Genomic DNA, 18,597 nt, shown 5'->3' with positions numbered 1-18,597 from the left:
GTTTTACACATATAAGAAAACTATACTCTAATTTAAATGCTTTTACAAATGAGATAAACAACATAGAAAAAACCTCGTTTCCGAGGCTTTTTCGTTATTATTTTATTTAGTCTTAACGTATGTTGTACCGTTAGCTGCAGGTCCTTTAGACTTGCCAATAAAGCCGACTAATACAATGATTGTCAAGATGTATGGTAATACAAACAGGAATACGTTTGGAATGTCTTTGATAACTGGAATATAGTTTCCAATTACACTCAAACTTTGCGAGAAGCCGAAGAATAAAGCCGCACCCATAACCCCAATTGGATTCCACTTACCGAAGATCATTGCCGCCATAGCGATAAACCCTTGTCCTGCAATAGTTGCATGCGAGAAGTTCAATGAAATTGATTGTGCAACAACCGCTCCACCAATACCACCCATCAAGCCGGAGAGCATTACCCCAGCATAACGCATCATATATACATTGATTCCCAATGTATCTGCTGCTTGTGGATGCTCGCCTACTGCACGCAGGCGCAAACCGAATGATGTGCGGAAAATAATGAAGTAGCTAAGGAATGCAACAAGAATACCAACGTAAGCAACACTCAATGTGTTTGTAAAGAAAATCTTTCCAATCACAGGAATATCCTTTAAGTAGCGGAAGCTTGTTTTACCAAAGTTACGAACGATGAAATCAGTTTGTCCACGACCATTATAAAGAACTTTCGTTAAGAAAAGCGCCAATGCCGGTGCAAGTAAGTTAAGAACCGTACCAGAAATAATGTGGTCGGCACGTAAATGAACTGTTGCTAGTGCATGAATCAAGGAGAATAAGACCCCAATTAGTCCACCTACCAAAAGTCCAAGCCATGGCGTTGCTGCGCCAAATGTTTCAGCGAATGATAAGTTGAAAACAATAGATGAGAATGCTCCCATTACCATGATTCCTTCAATACCAACGTTAACAATTCCTCCGCGTTCAGAGAATGTTCCTCCCAGACCCGCGAAGATAAGTGGAGCAGAGTAAACGAGCGTATTCGATACGACTAATGTCAAAATGCTAATTAAATCCATCTACGCCACCTCTTTCTTTTCAGTCTTTTGAAGCTTCGAAAGCAATAAACGGATAATGTAGTTTGCTCCAACAAAGAAGATAATCAAAGCAATAACAATATCTACGATTTCGTTCGGTGTTCCAGCAGCAAGCGGCATTGTTGTACCACCTGTCTTCATGATACTAAATAGAAGTGAAGAGAATAGAATACCGATTGGGCTGCTTCCCCCTAACAATGCTACCCCCATACCATCGAAACCGATTTGTGGAATACCACCTTGCACGAAAATGTTTTGGAAGTTTCCTAAACCTTCCATTGTTCCGCCTAAACCAGCTAAAGCCCCACTGATTAACATTGCCATTACGATATTTTTCTTCGCATTCATTCCGGAATACTCTGCTGCATCTGCATTCAAACCAACAGAACGCAATTCGAAACCGAATGTCGTACGATTCATAAAGATTGAAACGATAAATACCATGACGATAGCGATAAAGATACCTATATGCAATGTAGAATTATTCGTAATACTTGTTAGGAATGGAATACGCATACTTGCATTTTCGCCAATCCTTTGTGTTGAATCTCCAACTTCTACCAGATACGTTCTGATAATATGATTCACTGTATGGTAAGAAATGTGGTTAAGCATAATTGTTACGATAACTTCACTTGTATCAAAGTAAGCACGTAGAACTCCGGCAATACCTGCCCAGATTGCACCTGCAATCATACCTGCAATAATAGCCAACGGAAGTAAAATGAATTTTGGCAAGTCCGGCAATGTTTGTGCAACAACGATGGATGCAAACCAACCCATTAGAACTTGTCCAGAAAGCCCGATGTTAAAGAATCCAGCTGTATTTGCAACCGCAAACCCTAAACCGATAACGATTAATGGTGCTGCCATACGCAGTGTTTGTCCGATGTAGAACGGATTGGACAACGCACCACGGAACATAGCGACATACCCAGCAACTGGGTCATATCCAAACGAAAGCATCAAGATTGCTCCAACGATGACACCTAGTATTACCGAAAGCAACGGAATTGCTAATGCTTGGAATCTTTTGTTCATATAAAGATTATTCATGACCGATTCCTCCTTCCGGTTGCTTGTGGCCCAGCTCTTCTCTGGCTTTTTCTAAAGAAGTACCTGTCATCAACAAGCCCAACTCTTGCTCGCTTGTTTCAGATGGAATAACTTCCGCCACAATATTACCTTTATACATAACCACAATACGATCAGATACATTCAAGATTTCATCCAATTCGAAACTCATTAGAATAACGGCATTTCCTTGATCACGATGATTAACAAGACGTTTATGAATAAATTCAATCGCGCCCACATCCAATCCACGTGTTGGTTGTGCTGCTATCAACAAGCTTGGATCACGGTCAATTTCACGCGCAATAATTGCTTTTTGCTGATTACCACCTGATAATGAGCCAGCAGTAGAATGCTCACTTTGCGTACGCACGTCAAACTCTTGAATCATGCGAACTGCATAAGCGTCCATTTCATTTTCATTTAAGAAATAATTATGACTGAATGGTTCTTTATAGTAGCTTTGCAGTGCAATGTTCTCGGAAAGAGTCATCGGCAAGATCAAACCATGACGTTGACGGTCTTCTGGAATATGGCCTAAACCTGACTCTGTAATTTTTCTTGGAGGCAAGTTTGTAATCTCTTCACCATTCAATTTAATGTTACCACTTTCAACTTTACGCAATCCCGTAATAGCTTGAATAAGTTCTGATTGACCATTTCCGTCAATTCCAGCAATCCCGACTACTTCCCCTGCTCTGACAGTCAAATTCAAACCACGCACCGCTTCCAGTCCACGGCTTTCTTTTACGTGAAGATTTTCAACTTCCAAAACTGCTTCTTTAGGATTTGGCGCTGTTTTATCCGTTTTAAAGATTACAGAACGGCCAACCATCATGTCTGCCATTTGTTGTTTTGTTGTTCCTTTAACGTCAACTGTATCAATACTCTTACCTTTACGAATAACTGTTACACGGTCGGCTACTTGTTTAATTTCATCTAACTTATGGGTAATCAAAATAATTGATTTACCTTCTGCAGCTAAACCTTTCATAATCGACATTAACTCTTCAATTTCTTGTGGCGTTAAAACTGCGGTTGGTTCATCAAATATAAGAATGTCGGCGCCACGATATAATGTCTTTAATATTTCGATACGTTGTTCCATTCCTACAGAAATATCTTCTACTTTTGCAGATGGATCAACATATAATTTATATTTATCAGATAAGTCCTTGATTGTTTTTGCCGCGTCTTTTTTGTTTAATACTCCCAGCTTAGTGGTTTCTTTACCCAAAATTATATTCTCAGTAACAGTAAAATCTTTAACAAGCATGAAATGCTGATGTACCATCCCAATTCCTAATTTATCCGCTACAGTTGGAGATGCTATAACTTCTTCATTTCCATTTACCTTAAGCATTCCGCTTGTCGGTTGTAATAAGCCAGATAAGATATTCATCAAAGTAGACTTTCCTGCTCCGTTCTCACCTAAGAGAGCATGGATTTCTCCTTTTTTGACTTTGAGGTTGATGTTATCGTTCGCCTTGAAATTTCCAAAAGCTTTTGTAACATTAATCATTTCAATTACATAATTTTCCTCAACCATGCGCTTTCCTCCTTTTATATAACTTTTGATACAGTTACCCTATTATACTGTAATTGCAACGCCCAAGCCATATGAACCATCTAAAATTATGATTATAAAGCTTCTCAATTATTTAGAATTCAATAGAAAAAGGGGACGGAGCCTCTATGCCCCATCCCCTCCAGAATTCATTAATATATTAATTAAGGTGTTTCTGGAACTTCGATTTCACCATTGATGATTGCTTGCTCTGCTTCACGAACAGCAGCGATTGCTTCTTCTGACAGTACTCCGTCAGTTAAGCTAACTCCACCTTCAGCTAGACCTAAGAATTGAACCTCGTTCGCTGGGAACTCACCGTTCATTGCTAAGTTAGCGATTTCTTGAGCAGCCACACCTACACCTTTAACAGTTGAAGTCAATGTCAAGTCGCGTTCTTCGCCGTCAACTGTCAATTTACCTTCTTCTTGTTGGTCACGGTCTACACCGATTACGTAGATTTCACGTGATGGATCAGCAGTTACGATATCACGTGCTTCAGCAAACACACCGTTACCAGCGTTACCAGCTGCTTGATAAATGATGTCTACGCCGCTTGAGTACATACCATTAGCGATAGATTTTGCTTGTGCTGCATCAGCAAAGCTACCTACATATTGAACAGTTACATCGATGTCTTCACTTACAGATTTAACACCTGCGTAGAAACCAGCTTCGAAACGATCGATTACAACGCCTTCCATACCACCAACAAATCCAACGTGGTTTGTTTTAGTTGTTTTAGCAGCCGCAACACCAGCTAAGAATGCTGCTTCGTTGTCTGCAAAAAGAACAGAAGTTGTATTTTCGCCTTCGATTTGGTCATCGATAATTGCGAATAATGTGTCTGGGTAGTTGCTAGCAGTTTCTTGCATAGCATCTTTCAAGATGTAACCAACACCGAAAACAACGTCAAAGCCGTTGTTAACACCCGTTGTCAAGTTTGTGATGAAGTCAGCTTCATTATCAGATTGGATGTATTCGTAACCACCCACACCTTTAGCTTTGCCTGTTTCTTCGCCCCAAGTTGTTAGACCTTCCCATGCGCTTTGGTTGAAGGACTTATCGTCAACGCCACCAACGTCAGTAATCATAACTACTGAGAAATCATCGCTTGATGTTTCAGTGTCTGAGCTTTCAACTGCAGTAGAGCTAGCAGTTTCATCCGCATCAGATGTTGCTTCTTCAGATTCATTGCCACATGCTGCTAGTAGCACACTTGCACTCAATCCTAGAGTCAACAAGCTTAACAATTTTTTCTTATTCAAAGTAAACCCTCCATTTGAGTGTAAACACTCGATTTTTGCAAGCACATGTCTCGCTTAAGTAAACAATATCACAGTTTTGAAATTAAGGAAATATGTGTGCAACAAATTTCATCTAATTTTCATTTTTAAAGCGGTATTGTTCCGAATGTAAACTCTTACTTTTAAACGTCATCATCAATTCCCGAACTTTGACCTAACATCTCCGCGTTAACATTAACCTTTCTCGGCTTACTACCGTCAGCAGGCCCCACATAGCCCCGTGCTTCCATATCATCAATAATTCTAGCTGCCCGGTTATAACCAATACGAAACTTCCTTTGAAGCTTAGAAATACTTGCTGCGTCTTCTTCAACGATAAACTCTAATGCTGGTTGGAAGAACTCATCCTCCGGTTCATCTGATTGAACCGGTGCTGCATCCAATTTCATCATTTCTTCGGAATAGTTCGGTTCTTGTTGCTCTTTTACGAAACTAACAATGCTTTCGACCTCAGAATCCGAAAGATACGCCCCTTGAACACGTTTCGGTTTATTTTCACCCATCGGACGATACAACATATCTCCCCGTCCCAGAAGTTTTTCTGCCCCTGCTCCATCGAGAATGGTTCGCGAATCGATTGAACTGGAAACGGCAAATGCCATCCGAGAAGGAACGTTGGCTTTAATAATCCCGGTAATAACATCCACACTCGGTCTTTGTGTGGCTAGAATCATATGAATTCCAGCTGCACGTGCCATTTGAGCCAAGCGCGTAATGGCATCTTCCACTTCATTACTAGCGACCATCATTAAATCGGCTAACTCATCAACAATGACCACAATGTACGGCAATGTTGGGTTATTTTCGCCCTTTTCGACATTATATTCCAAAATTAATTCATTATAACCATCAATGTTACGCATCCCTGTCCCAGCAAAGAGCTCATATCTTCTTTCCATTTCAGCTACTACTTTGTGTAATGCTTGCGCTGCTTTCCTTGGGTTCGTTACTACTGGTGTCAGCAAGTGGGGAATTCCGTTATAAACGTTTAATTCCACTTTCTTCGGATCAATCATCATCATTTTAACTTCATTCGGCTTAGCCTTCAGTAAAATACTAATAATGATACCGTTGATACTGACCGACTTACCGCTACCTGTCGCTCCGGCAATCAATAAGTGAGGCATTTTCGTCAAATCGGCATATTGGATGGCTCCTGAGATATCACGCCCCAAAGGAACTTCCAATAGCTTATCGCTGCTATGGGTGCGGTCAATCACACTACGGAATGAAACTGTACTCACTTCGGTATTCGGCACTTCAATACCAATAAAGGATTTACCAGGAATCGGCGCTTCAATCCGGATATCTTTCGCTGCCAATGCTAATGCCAAATCATCCGCTAAGTTAACAATTTTACTTACTTTCACACCTACAGCCGGTTGAATCTCATATTTGGTAACAGCCGGGCCTAAGTTTGCCTTACGAACTTTAGCATCAACTCCGAAACTCGCAAAAGTATCTTCTAGTTTCTTAACATTCTTTTCAATAATCGAATACTCACTCGATTGATCTACAGGCGGTAATTCTTTCAGCAAGGTCACCGGTGGCAAATGATAATCGTGATTTTCTGTTTCTGCTTTGATTTCAAACTCCAGAACACTTTCAGCATCATCTTCTGGCTCTCCGTCTTGTTTGATTTCACTCTCAGGCACTTGCGTTGGCGCTTTTTTATCTTCCATATATTTAGCTAAGTCATCATCACCTTGATAGCTATCAATCGTTAACTGAACGGCTTCCTTTTCACTAGCCGTATCCCCTTCTGAATCGGTGTCTGTTTCGACCGTTTTCTTAATGCGATTTTTGGCTTTACTTAACCAATCATTTTTAACTGTTTCAATTGGTGCCTCATCTTCAAGAAAATGATGTTGCTCATGATTCTCAACAATTACAGAAGACTCACTTGCAGATTCTTTAACACTTTTATCAGCAAAATAAACTTTGACTCGCTCAAAAACAGGAGAGAACACCCTTTGAAATGATGCCGCAATTGTTGCAAATCCTTTTCTGACCTGATCCATGATGTCTTTGATTGTGAATCCGAAGAGAATACACAAACTTAGAAATACGAAAAGAACTGCAAGTGCGTAAGTACCCCATTGTGAAAATAAAAAGTGGCTGACAGAATATACTGCTGCCCCAATCATTCCGCCACCCATGTTGCCAGAAATTAACCCAGCACGCATATCTGCTAAGAAGCGCATCAAGGTAACTTGGAACACTGAGCCTTCACTCGCCATCACATGCTGAAAGGTATTCGCATGCAAGATTAACATGAACCCTGTTAAAGAAAGTGCACTTGCCGTGATTGTTCTTTTCTTAATTCGTGGTTCTCTTCCCATTATTAATAGGTATAGGCCAAATATACCAAAAAGCGCTAAAGGCACTTGATAAATTTCACCAAAAAAGAAACGAAAGAAGTTCGCTAGAAGGATGCCCATAAATCCGAGATTACTTAATCCTAATACAGCTGCAAAAATAAATAGTAATCCAATAAGTTCATGAGAAAGTTTATTTGTATTTTTCTTTCTTTTATTTGTAGGTTTTGATTTTGTATTTTTTGGTCTCGCCATCTATTTCACTCATTTCTCTATTTAAATCACAAACACTCTCCATTATTATAGCACTATTCACATCAATAATTTAGGCTTATCTCATATAAGAAACAGCAAAAACCTTAATTACAGGTATTTGCTGTTTCTTCAATCGCTTTATCATTTTTTAAGAGCATGAGGCCATAGTATAATTGGATATCGTCCTCACATGATTCACAATAAACAGACTCATCTTCAGACCAATAGGCAACCAAGTAGTTTCCCTTCGTTTTCTTAAATGGATATTTACTCGTTAACTGTTCGTCATGCTCATTATAGCTACGCACTGCTTCTTCATAGGTAGGAAAGCTTGTTTCGCTAAGAACCAAAGTCTTCCAATCTTCAAAAAACCACCACGGTTCATATTCACCCTTCATTAAATAAACTTGATACATAATAAAGTCCTCTTTTCAAATGGATTAAATTGACGGCTCGAATTTAAATGAGTACACTAAAAATATAACAAAATTCGCCTCATGAAGGAACTTTTATGCTTGAAAGGAGTCAGCATCCAATGAAAAAAGTAGTCATCACCGTGCAAGGTCGTGTACAAGGTGTTGGATTTCGCTACCACACAAAGTTACTGGCCGATAAAGTTGATGTAACAGGAACCGTAGAAAACCAAATAGATGGTTCAGTCTTAATTAAAGTCTCCGCCCCTACTGATAAAACCGACTCATTCATTGATTCTTTAGAGAAAAATAGACCACCCTTTTCCCGTATCGATTCAATTCATATAGTAGAAAATAATGACTTGCCAGACTTTTCTTCTTTTAAAGTCATTCATTAAGATTCCTTTGGGTTTGGCGTAATTAGCCTAATGAGCATTGAAATTAACCCTTGTGTAAGTTATAGTTAAAGACGATTGAATTTTAAAAAAGGGAATGTTGATATGAGAATAAGTAAAAAAATATTATTTTCAGCTCAAATGCTCGCACTTGTCACATTGCTGACAGGTTGTATGCAATTTGATGAAAATAAAAATCCTACCGGATTCATCTATGAATATTTGGTAGTTCCAACTGGAAACGCCATCGTATGGTTGGCAGAATTACTAGGCGGCAATTATGGATTCGCTATTATTGCAATCACAATTATCGTCCGAATTTTAATTATGCCGCTTAACTTCAGTCAAATGAAGAAATCTATGGTACAACAAGAAAGAATGAAGTATATCAAGCCTGAATTGGCAGATATTCAACGCCGTCAAAAAGAAGCAACAACACAAGAAGAAAAAGCAGAAGCTTCTCAAGATATGATGGCACTTTACAAAGAAAATAACATCAGCATGACTGGCGGGGTCGGTTGTTTACCTATCTTGATTCAAATGCCTGTATTTACGGCTATGTACCAAGCAGTTAACTTAACACCTCAAATCGCTGAAAGTACATTTTTGGGAATCAACTTGGGTAATCCAAGTCCACTTCTAGCTGTACTAGCTGGTATATCTTATTTCTTACAAAGTCGTATTTCAATGATAGGCATGCCTGAAGAACAACAAGCACAAATGAAATCCATGATGTTCATGAGTCCTTTGATGATTCTCTTCTTCTCTTGGTCATCACCAGCCGGTCTCGCGTTGTACTGGTTAGCAGGCGGAATCTTTGCAGTTGGACAGACATACTTGCAAAACAAACTAGTTAAACCAAGAATTATGGCTGAAGTCGCAGCTGATATGGAAAAAAATCCAATCAAACGCCCAATCAAAACTGCTAAACCTGTTGCAAAACAAGCAACTAAACCAGCTACAAAAACATTGTCTGCTTCTCAACAGTATAAAAATAAAAACACTGGTAGAAATGCCGGCAAACAAAAACGTAAATAATCACTTTATTAAACTGTTCCCGCTAATGGGAGCAGTTTTTTTGTAGTTACGATTAGCTCACTCTGAGTGAGCCTTTTTACAGTAAAATCCTACCAAAAAACGGTCGGGACAGAGTCCTAACCGTTCTTTTTAAATATCTATTTGTGATTTTATCTTTTTAACTTCTTCCTCTTCAATAAAAGGTAACTGAATACGGAAGACCGTTCCGTGTCCCAATGCACTTTCCACTGAAATATCACCTTTATATCCTTCCAACAACTCTTTCGCAATTGAAAGTCCCAGTCCATGTCCACCTTTTTCGCGCGAACGTGCTTTATCAACACGATAGAAACGGTTAAACACTTTTTGTTGATCTTCAACTGACATACCTTCTCCAAAGTCTTGAATGGCAATCTGAATCTTCATCAAGGTTTCCGAGATAGACAGATGGATTTCTTTCCGTTCAGTGGAATATTTGACAGCATTATCCAGTAAAATAACGAGTATCTGCTCTAAATGGTTCCGATAAATACGAACGGTTCGCTCTTCCGTCAAATCGTCATCAAAGAAGAAATGGAAATCTGGATAGAGAATCTGGAAATTATGGAATATCTGTGTCACAACAGCTCTAATTTCTGTTGTTTCATATTGATAGTGGTCTTGCACTTGCTCCGCTCTGGATAAATCTAACATTTCCTGGACAAGCGTCTTCATTCGCGTAATTTCATTCAGGGAAGCTGCTAACGACTCATCCAAAACTTGCGGATCGTCTTTACCCCAACGGTTCAAAAGCTTCAAATGCCCTTCTACTATTGCAGTCGGTGTGCGCAATTCGTGCGAAACATCTTCAACAAACTGCTTTTGTTGGGTAACGTATTTAGCCATTTTGTCTAACACGGTATTGATTTGGATAGACAGGTCCGTTAATTCATCCTCTTTGCGTGTTGTATTGACATTTAAACGCGTTTCAGACAAATTATCTTCTGTGATTTCATTCATTGTATCAGCCATCTGTTTAATCGGTCTGAAAAAGAGCTGTGCAAACCCATATCCCAATATCAGTGATACGACAAGACCAACTAAAATTGAAAAGAACACCCGTTTATTAACGGAGGCCATCACATCATGGAACGTATAGAGCCGGAAGAACACTTGCACATAGCCTCTTAATACTGAAGTACTCGGGCTGACAATCGTATCTCCGCCGACAAAACCTTCCCGATTATTAAACTTTGTTTCATTGAAATAATAACCTGAGTTTCTCGTAAAGGGTGTATTATTTTGGCGCGATTGATACAAGAGTTCACCATCACCGTTAAAAACCCGCAACACAATACCTTTTTTGGTCATGTCTTCTAAATAGGGAACAGTTCCTACCTTCACAACACCACGCGTCGTTGTGCTGACAGATATCTTCTCAATCAAACTTTCCACATTTGAGCGTGTCAAGCGTGTATCCACTTGCTCAAAGGTATTCGTAATCTGTTCAAGAAATGATTGCGCTTCTCTTCTTTCCTCTTCATAAAGACGATTTCGAAAACCTGCAAGTAAAACAGAAGATAGTAGAAGGATTACTAACGAAAATGCTAATGTTAAGCGAAAGCCCCATTTCCAACGAATGGATTTGGGGCTGTTTTTTCTTTTATTCGGCATAGAATTCACCTATTGTTTCTAGTTCGAAGAACGCATAACGTATCCTGTACCACGAACTGTTTGAATATAACTATCTTTCCCGGGAACATCGATTTTATTACGTAAGTAACGAATATAAACGTCCACTACGTTTGTCTCAACTTCTGATTTGTAACCCCAAACTTTATTTAGGAGTACTTGACGTGATAAGACAACGTTGATATTTTCCATTAAAATAAGCAACAATTCATACTCACGTTTTGTAAGTTCGATTTGCTCTTCTCCGCGTTTAACGATACGATTTTCTTTCTCAATCACTAAGTCACGGTATGACACAGTTGTCTGTTTCACTTTACGTTGCTCTTCTTCGATATCGATACGACGTAATAGTGCCCGGATACGTGCCAATAATTCTTCAATTGCAAATGGTTTTACAATATAATCATCCGCACCATGATCCAGTCCGGATACACGGTCAATAACGGAATCTCTCGCAGTCATAATAATGATAGGTACATTCTTAACCGGTCTCAAACGACGGCAAACTTCAATACCGTTCAACTCTGGTAACATTAAGTCTAAAAGAATCAAATCCCAGTCAGAATTCAAAGCTGCATCCAAACCAGTTCGCCCATTATAGCAAATCTCAGTTTCATAGCCTTCATGCTTTAATTCCAATTCAATAAAACGGGCAAGGTTCTTTTCGTCTTCAATGATTAAAATACGTTGGTTCTCTTTTTTCTCCATAGACGTCTCCCTTTTCATCTTAAATAAACATTATACGTTTATAATTAAATTCTGCTTTCATTCTAACATATTTCCAATGAAAAGCGTATCATAATTGTATCCATCTCAAAAAACAGCAGTTGGCAAGTGCCATCTGCTGTTTTGAGGGCAGTAGTTAGTCTTGTGGTACTTCTACTTCTTCATCCCATTCAAAATGGTATGAGCCTTCTTTATCGGTACGTTCATAAGTATGAGCGCCGAAATAATCACGTTGTGCTTGAATGATATTAGCTGGCAATGTCTCTGCACGGTAGGAATCAAAGTAAGCAATTGCTGAGGATAATGTTGGTATTGGAATACCCGCTGTGACAGCAGTTGCAACAACTTTACGAACAGACTGGTGATAGTTCTTTGTAATGTCAGTAAAGTAACTATCTAATAGTAAGTTTTCTAACTCTGGATTTTTGTTATAAGCATCAGTAATATTTTGTAGGAAACGTGCACGGATGATACATCCCGCGCGCCAAATCTTAGCAATTTCACCATATTGTAAATCCCAGTTGTTTTCTTCACTTGCAAAACGCATTTGTGAGAAACCTTGTGCGTAGCTCATGATTTTACTGAAGAACAATGCTTGGCGAATGTTTTCTAAGAATTCCGCTTTATCTACAGAAGGCACTTCGTCTACAGTCGGTAAGATTTTGCTTGCTGTAACACGCTCAGACTTCAAAGCTGAAATAAAACGTGCAAATACAGACTCAGTAATCAATGGTAGCGGAACACCTAGATCAAGCGCACTTTGTGATGTCCATTTTCCTGTTCCTTTGTTACCTGCACGGTCCAAAATAACATCGACCATAGGCTTTCCTGTTTCTGGATCATATTTCGTTAAAATATCAGTCGTAATATCAATCAGATAACTGTCTAATTCGCCTTCGCTCCACTCTTTAAATACGGCAGCAATTTCTTCTACACTCATCTTTAAGAAGTTACGCATTAAGTCATAAGACTCAGCGATTAACTGCATATCACCGTACTCAATTCCGTTGTGGACCATTTTTACATAATGACCTGCTCCATCGTTCCCGATGTAAGCAACACATGGTGTGCCATCTTCGGCTTTAGCAGCGATTTTTTCTAAAATAGGTGCTACTAATTCATACGCTTCTTTTTGTCCGCCTGGCATAATAGAAGGTCCTTTCAGCGCACCTTCTTCACCACCGGAAACTCCCGTTCCGATAAAGTTAACACCAGAGTTTTCTAATTCTTTGTTACGACGGATTGTTTCTTGGTAGAAGGTATTTCCACCATCAATCAAAACGTCTCCTTCATCCAAATGTGGTAATAGGGATTGAATCGTCATATCTGTCGCAGCACCTGCTTGAACCATCAAGAGGATACGTCTTGGTTTTTCTAAAGAATCTACAAACTCTTCAATGGTATATGTTGGTACGAGATTTTTTTCAGGATTTTCATTAATAACTGCCTCTGTTTTTGAACCTGTACGGTTAAAAATGGATACAGAGTAACCTCTGCTTTCAATATTCAAGGCTAGGTTTTTACCCATTACGGCCATACCTACAACGCCTATTTGTTGTTTAGACATATTTAATACTCCCTTCACGATAAACACATTCTACTCTAAGGATAATCCTATCAAAAAAGCTGTTAAATGGGAAGCAAAGATTAGTAACAGATTTGAAATCTCTTGAAATGTTTACATTTCTCGTTATTTCCTGTAGACTAAGTATTGAAATCTATTAAAGGTGGGAATCAGTTTGACTAAAAAAACAAACACTACTTCCAAAGCGAGCAAATTTTCTAAAATCATTATCTGGTTAATGGTCTTTGCGATGGTTGGCAGTATGTTCATCTCAGTCCTCTATTCACTTTTCTTTAACCTATAAACTAAATAAAACCAATTACCTCTATTGTTAAAAGGTAATTGGTTTTTTTCTTTTTTATTCCGCATCAATTTTGAATACATAGCGATGCCCTTGCGTGAGACTGTGATAGAATCCTTCACCTTGATACAATTGGAACACTTGCGCTCCTTGGCGATCGGACTCATCTGGATAGACATGTTTCACATAAGGATTGTCTTTTAGTAATTCCTTTAACATCGCCTTATCCACTTGGCGAATTTTACCCTCAATCCGGATTACTTGAATAAGATAGCCATCTTCCGACATAGCTGTAATAGCGACATTTTGATTCGTCATCAACTGAGAGTAAAAATTCGTACGCGGGTGAGTCATAAAAAATACACCATGCTCGTTCGCAACTCCAATATGCGCGTGACGGGCATGCGGTTTATTATCTTCGTCAACAGTAGCAAAAACAGCAACTTTCATTTGCTCCTGTAAAATTTTCATTACTTCTTCAAGATTCATGATAGCACTCCTTCACTTAAATAAATGTGTTCACTTCATTTCTAATTATAGCATATCAAACGACCTTGTTTGTACTTTTATTCACATATATTATTACTTTTATGAGTTAAATAAAAAATACGAGAGTGGGGAAAAAAAGCGTTTAGATCCGAAACACTGGAACGAATAAGCATAGGATGGACGCAGGCCATCCTATGCTTATTCCAGGAGCACTGTGGGCTGAAGCCCAAGTGTATCATGTTTGTAAGCTGCTAAAGCAGCAACAACCATGACAAAGTGGATGGCGGATCTGCCTTTTTGAGCACGTTTACGCCACAATTATTCGTTAATAGGAAAGGGACCGGGAGTTATTTCCCGGCCCCACATTAATAAATTATCTACCTTTTTTAATCTTGCCATCCCAATTATCATAACCACCCTTAAGGGCATAGATATTTGAATAACCATTTTTCTTTAAAATTGCCGCAGCACGACCCGAAAGAACATTTCGTTGATCATAAAGATAAATCGGTTGGTCCTTACGTAATTCCAAGTAACGCTCTTTGAATTGCGAAAATGCAATATTTCGCGCCCCTAGAACATGGCCAGCTTCAAATTCAGGAGATTCACGTATATCCACGATTTGGACTTTACGCATATCCTGCTTGAACTCTTCTGGTTTCAAAACTTTGGCGGCTCTTTTACCTTCAATAAAACGGTAAAGCCAAAAAATACCGTAAATAATTAATCCTGTCCACAAAATAAGTGAGAAAATATCAAAACCATTCATAGCTATCGATTCCCATCCTTCCATAAACCTTACCTCTTAATTTTACACAATTATCAGGTAATAATCTATGTTTTTTCTTGAATTTCGTTTACAGTCCTGTTTTTACCAGATAACTTGCGCCAATAACGCCCGCATCATTACCTAGCTCAGCGATTTTAATCTTCGTTGTTTCACGGACATTCGGAAATGTGAATTGTGCGAAGTTTTTGCGGACTTTCTCCAATAAAAACTCCCCTGCATTCGAAACACCGCCACCGATGACAATGAATTTCGGATTAAGAATATTCCCTAAATGGCTGCAGGCAAGGCCCAAATAAAATGAAAACTCATCAACTACCATTTCTGCTAAATCATCGCCTTGTTTTGCTAAATCGAAAACTTGCTTCGATGTAATCTCTGCACCATCATCCACCATTGTTTTCAATTGTGAATCACCAGCATACTCTTCAGAAAGCTTACGCGTTAAGTTTAAGACACCAGTTGCAGAAGCAACGGTTTCTAAACACCCCTTCTTACCGCATGTACAATCGAATCCGTCTTTAGGATCAACTGTAATATGTCCCAATTCGCCACCTGATTCTGCCACACCATGCACCAAATTGCCGTCCGTAATAACACCTCCACCAACACCGGTCCCTAATGTTACAAAGACAACATTATCATCGTCTGCTCCTGCTCCTTGCCATTTTTCACCAAGTGCAGCAACGTTTGCATCGTTATCAATAAAGAACGGGAGACCTGTTTCCGCCTCAATTGCTTGCTTAATTTCAATTGTTTGCTTCCAATTCAAGTTGTAAGCACCGAAGACCGTACCGTTTTCACGGTTAACCGCTCCAGGAGAGCCCATTCCAATCCCTAAGAAGTCCTCAGATGTCATCTCATATAACTCCATGCGATGTTTGATAGACTCGATAATATCCGGTACAATGTGCGATCCTTCATCCAATATATTCGTCCGAATACTCCATTTTTGTTGGATTTCACCATTTTCCGTTAAAATTGCAAATTTAACTGAGGTACCACCTAAGTCGATACCTAAAATTTTCTTAGTCATTTTTTCTGTCAACCTCCTGAAAACTTATATACTCTTATTAAAATCGTGAATAGCCGATGCCAATCATTAAAACAAGAATAGCAACATAGGCAATTGCGGCTTTAACGCGTGTGCCTGTTTGTACCGGAAATAATGCGGGTACTTTAATAAAATATGCCGACAAAGCGCCACCAACTGCACCACCGATATGGCCCCAGTTGTCGATACCCGAAGAAGCAAAGCCCGTCAAAAAGTTTAGTATAATCAGCACAATAAACCCTTGCGCCATGTTTCGAAGCGTATGATTGTGCGGATAAATTCTTCCCAAAGCTACCGCTGCAGCAAAAAGACCGAATAAGGAAGTGCTCGCTCCTGCTGATACCGCATCGGTTAACCCAAAACTCACGACGTTCCCCATCAAGCCACCTAAAATATAAATAAGAAAGAAACGCCCGCTGCCATATATCCATTCCATTTGGCTACCTAAGTAATAGAGTGTAATGCTGTTCATTAAGATATGCGTAAAACCAATGTGTAGAAAAATAGGCGTAATGAAACGCCACCACTGACCACTGATGACGGCCGGGCTGAAATTAGCTCCGTATCTAATGAGCGTATAAATATTAGTACTCCCACCATCTAACGACATCAATACAAACAAAACTATTTGTATTCCTAAAAAAAGATACGTCACTAGCGGTTGGTTACTGCGAAAATAATGGCGTAAATTTATTTTTTTCATAATGAAACCTCCCCGTTAATTGGTTCTATTATAATTTATCTAGAAGCAATGAACAATTTCTGTATCGCAACATCAAAAGATTCGACTAATACATCAATTTGTTCATCCAACTGAAACGGGTATAAGATGGCACAGGTTTTACCTAAATAATCGGCAAGATAACGGTCATAATAACCGCCACCAAAGCCAATCCGGTAACCTTCCTGGTTATAAACCAGTCCGGGTATAATCAGTAACTCAAGCGCATTTTTAGGTATTTCTGTCGTCCGGTTTACTGGTTCCATAATACCAAAACGACTTCGTTCCAACTTTGTATCGGGTGTGTAAGCATAGAAGGATAACTTTCGGTTTTCCCCACTGTAAGGGATACAAACTCGTTTCCCTTCTGCCCAAGCACGTTCAACAATTTGTTTTGTATCAATCTCAGGGAAATTAGCCAGAGTGATTCCTATTGAATTGCTATTCCTCCATAAGTCACTCGCAGTCAACTGCTTTAACAGGCTACTATCGAAGACCTCTCTATCATGAGGTGACAGTTTCTTTAATTTTTCCAACATGATATGTCGCATGGTTTTTTTATTTTTCAATAAGAAACCCCTTTCTTTTCCTATTAAAAAAACAACAGGAGATCCTGTTGTTATTTAACTTCACGGTGAAGAGTAACTTTTCTTTCACGTGGGCAAAATTTCTTCAATTCCAAACGATCAGGGTTGTTACGTTTGTTTTTCTTAGAAAGATAATTACGTTCTTTACATTCCGTACATTCTAAAGTAATGTTAAGTCTCATTTTTCTAACCTCCAAACATAGAAAAGTTGAAGAATACTAGTTCTTCTTGCACGTTGCATTGTATCATTTACCGAGCTAAATAGCCAGTGCTTAATCACAACTGTTACTATTATACACACATTACTCAGGAAAAAAAAGGGAAACTTGCAGTTGCACAAAGTTATTTAGCGTATTAGAATATTAAGAGTGGTTTAATCATCCAGAATTGAGGTGAAAATATGGAATTATGGCCAATTATCATCATCTTGTTTGTTGCAGCAATCATTCTTTTGGCGCTTTCATTTTTTGTGAAGGAAGAAGATGATGGAGTTATGAAAGAAATAGCAGAATTCACACTCCAAATGACAGAAGAAATGCACATTCTAAAAACACGTGTTAGCCAATTAGAAAAAGCATTAGGAAATACAGAAACAGAAGAACAGCCGTTAACAATCAAAAAACTGAGCGACGTAACCAAACAGCAAATTTTATCTCTATATGAAAAAGGTAAAACCTTTGATGAAATAGCAGAACAACTAAATTTGCCTGAAACAACCGTTGAGTTGGAAATCGATAACCATCAAGACTCTCTAAAAAGTGAGTAAGAGAAAGGAATCATCATGAAAAAAGATCAATTACGTTTTCTAGCTTTAGGATTCTTTCTTGCAGCTATACTCCTGACTGTTTTTCAAGTGAGTGGACTTGCTCGAACAAAAAACACAGATGAAAAACCAATGCCGGTTGAGTCATCTGTAGAATCAGCAGAATCCCTTGTAGTGAAGGAGTCTGAGTCAAAACCAGAACTTTCTTCAAGTAGCGAAGATGAAGAAGAAATAAATACGAGCTCCCAGGAGTCCGAGTCGCTTGAGTCTGAAAGTTCTCAAGAGGAATCTGTTGATTCTGAAGCATTCGTTTTCGTTGTTCAAGAAGGACAACCAACTTCAGTCGTTATCGAGAACCTGCACCTAACCGGTCTGATTGAAGACCCAGAAGAAGTCCAAACTTATATTGAAGAAAACAATTTAGCAAACAGAATGCAATTTGGATTATATGAGCTGTCAAAAAATATGTCATACCAAGAAATTATTTCTATCATTACCATTCAATAAA

General features: G+C 38.9%; 20 protein-coding genes. 5 read left to right on the top strand and 15 right to left on the bottom strand.

What is annotated here, in order from left to right; genetic code table 11:
- Nucleotides 1–102 precede the first annotated feature (102 nt).
- The 6 genes from G7058_RS10910 to G7058_RS10885 all read right to left on the bottom strand — a co-directional run bounded on the left by G7058_RS10910 (nucleotide 103) and on the right by G7058_RS10885 (nucleotide 8,017).
- Nucleotides 103–1,062, bottom strand: a complete 960-nt coding sequence (locus tag G7058_RS10910; protein ID WP_166063545.1) for an ABC transporter permease — start codon at nucleotides 1,060–1,062, stop codon at nucleotides 103–105.
- Nucleotides 1,063–2,136, bottom strand: coding sequence for an ABC transporter permease (locus G7058_RS10905; protein WP_166063544.1), 1,074 nt, complete (start codon nucleotides 2,134–2,136; stop codon nucleotides 1,063–1,065).
- On the bottom strand, nucleotides 2,129–3,703 hold the full coding sequence (locus tag G7058_RS10900; RefSeq protein ID WP_166063543.1) for an ABC transporter ATP-binding protein: 1,575 nt from the start codon (nucleotides 3,701–3,703) through the stop codon (nucleotides 2,129–2,131). Before G7058_RS10900 ends, G7058_RS10905 begins: the two co-directional genes overlap by 8 nt.
- Before the next feature lie 182 nt (nucleotides 3,704–3,885).
- Complete coding sequence (locus G7058_RS10895) at nucleotides 3,886–4,989, bottom strand: BMP family lipoprotein (RefSeq protein ID WP_166063542.1); 1,104 nt, start codon at nucleotides 4,987–4,989, stop codon at nucleotides 3,886–3,888.
- A 161-nt stretch (nucleotides 4,990–5,150) separates the two neighbouring features.
- Nucleotides 5,151–7,601 (bottom strand): FtsK/SpoIIIE family DNA translocase, encoded by a 2,451-nt coding sequence (locus G7058_RS10890; protein ID WP_166063541.1) that lies wholly within the window; start codon nucleotides 7,599–7,601, stop codon nucleotides 5,151–5,153.
- A gap of 104 nt (nucleotides 7,602–7,705) precedes the next feature.
- Nucleotides 7,706–8,017: a DUF1033 family protein gene (locus G7058_RS10885; protein ID WP_166063540.1), complete on the bottom strand. Its 312-nt coding sequence runs from the start codon at nucleotides 8,015–8,017 to the stop codon at nucleotides 7,706–7,708.
- A 119-nt stretch (nucleotides 8,018–8,136) separates the two neighbouring features.
- Between G7058_RS10885 and G7058_RS10880 the strand changes: the two genes are divergently transcribed.
- Nucleotides 8,137–8,412: an acylphosphatase gene (locus G7058_RS10880; protein WP_166063539.1), complete on the top strand. Its 276-nt coding sequence runs from the start codon at nucleotides 8,137–8,139 to the stop codon at nucleotides 8,410–8,412.
- A 102-nt stretch (nucleotides 8,413–8,514) separates the two neighbouring features.
- Nucleotides 8,515–9,447, top strand: a complete 933-nt coding sequence (yidC, locus tag G7058_RS10875; RefSeq protein WP_166063538.1) for a membrane protein insertase YidC — start codon at nucleotides 8,515–8,517, stop codon at nucleotides 9,445–9,447.
- 129 nt (nucleotides 9,448–9,576) lie between these two features.
- On the opposite strand, the gene G7058_RS10870 is transcribed toward yidC, so the two are convergent.
- The 3 genes from G7058_RS10870 to gndA all read right to left on the bottom strand — a co-directional run bounded on the left by G7058_RS10870 (nucleotide 9,577) and on the right by gndA (nucleotide 13,390).
- Nucleotides 9,577–11,079, bottom strand: coding sequence for a HAMP domain-containing sensor histidine kinase (locus G7058_RS10870; protein ID WP_166063537.1), 1,503 nt, complete (start codon nucleotides 11,077–11,079; stop codon nucleotides 9,577–9,579).
- An 18-nt stretch (nucleotides 11,080–11,097) separates the two neighbouring features.
- Nucleotides 11,098–11,805, bottom strand: a complete 708-nt coding sequence (locus G7058_RS10865; protein WP_166063536.1) for a response regulator transcription factor — start codon at nucleotides 11,803–11,805, stop codon at nucleotides 11,098–11,100.
- Nucleotides 11,806–11,959: 154 nt separating this feature from the next.
- A complete protein-coding gene (gene gndA, locus G7058_RS10860) occupies nucleotides 11,960–13,390 on the bottom strand; it encodes an NADP-dependent phosphogluconate dehydrogenase (RefSeq protein WP_166063535.1) in 1,431 nt (476 codons plus the stop codon).
- Between the two features lie 172 nt (nucleotides 13,391–13,562).
- Between gndA and G7058_RS10855 the strand changes: the two genes are divergently transcribed.
- Nucleotides 13,563–13,691: a DUF4044 domain-containing protein gene (locus G7058_RS10855; RefSeq protein ID WP_227004445.1), complete on the top strand. Its 129-nt coding sequence runs from the start codon at nucleotides 13,563–13,565 to the stop codon at nucleotides 13,689–13,691.
- A gap of 54 nt (nucleotides 13,692–13,745) precedes the next feature.
- Here G7058_RS10855 and G7058_RS10850 read toward each other — a convergent pair whose 3' ends face one another.
- The 6 genes from G7058_RS10850 to rpmG all read right to left on the bottom strand — a co-directional run bounded on the left by G7058_RS10850 (nucleotide 13,746) and on the right by rpmG (nucleotide 17,508).
- Entirely contained in the window at nucleotides 13,746–14,177 is a 432-nt protein-coding gene (locus G7058_RS10850; RefSeq protein WP_166063533.1) for a pyridoxamine 5'-phosphate oxidase family protein, read from the bottom strand.
- 373 nt (nucleotides 14,178–14,550) lie between these two features.
- Nucleotides 14,551–14,970, bottom strand: coding sequence for a rhodanese-like domain-containing protein (locus tag G7058_RS10845; protein ID WP_227004444.1), 420 nt, complete (start codon nucleotides 14,968–14,970; stop codon nucleotides 14,551–14,553).
- A gap of 64 nt (nucleotides 14,971–15,034) precedes the next feature.
- A complete protein-coding gene (locus G7058_RS10840) occupies nucleotides 15,035–16,000 on the bottom strand; it encodes an ROK family glucokinase (protein WP_166063532.1) in 966 nt (321 codons plus the stop codon).
- Between the two features lie 37 nt (nucleotides 16,001–16,037).
- Nucleotides 16,038–16,721: a rhomboid family intramembrane serine protease gene (locus G7058_RS10835; protein WP_166063531.1), complete on the bottom strand. Its 684-nt coding sequence runs from the start codon at nucleotides 16,719–16,721 to the stop codon at nucleotides 16,038–16,040.
- A 35-nt stretch (nucleotides 16,722–16,756) separates the two neighbouring features.
- Nucleotides 16,757–17,308, bottom strand: a complete 552-nt coding sequence (locus G7058_RS10830) for a 5-formyltetrahydrofolate cyclo-ligase (protein ID WP_166063530.1) — start codon at nucleotides 17,306–17,308, stop codon at nucleotides 16,757–16,759.
- A gap of 50 nt (nucleotides 17,309–17,358) precedes the next feature.
- Nucleotides 17,359–17,508, bottom strand: a complete 150-nt coding sequence (rpmG, locus tag G7058_RS10825) for a 50S ribosomal protein L33 (RefSeq protein ID WP_166063529.1) — start codon at nucleotides 17,506–17,508, stop codon at nucleotides 17,359–17,361.
- A 218-nt stretch (nucleotides 17,509–17,726) separates the two neighbouring features.
- On the opposite strand from rpmG, the gene G7058_RS10820 reads away from it, so the two are divergent.
- The gene (locus tag G7058_RS10820) at nucleotides 17,727–18,092 is read left to right on the top strand and encodes a LuxR C-terminal-related transcriptional regulator (protein WP_166063528.1); all 366 of its coding nucleotides are present in this window, start codon (nucleotides 17,727–17,729) and stop codon (nucleotides 18,090–18,092) included.
- A gap of 15 nt (nucleotides 18,093–18,107) precedes the next feature.
- Nucleotides 18,108–18,596 carry an endolytic transglycosylase MltG gene (locus tag G7058_RS10815; RefSeq protein WP_166063527.1) on the top strand — a complete coding sequence of 163 codons (489 nt, stop codon included), beginning with the start codon at nucleotides 18,108–18,110 and terminating at the stop codon, nucleotides 18,594–18,596.
- The last annotated feature ends 1 nt before the right edge of the window (nucleotide 18,597 follow it).

This window comes from Jeotgalibaca porci (genome assembly GCF_011299095.1).
Lineage (GTDB): Bacteria > Bacillota > Bacilli > Lactobacillales > Aerococcaceae > Jeotgalibaca > Jeotgalibaca porci.
Note: the sequence above shows the minus strand (reverse complement) of the source record. Positions and strands in the feature narration are given on the sequence as shown.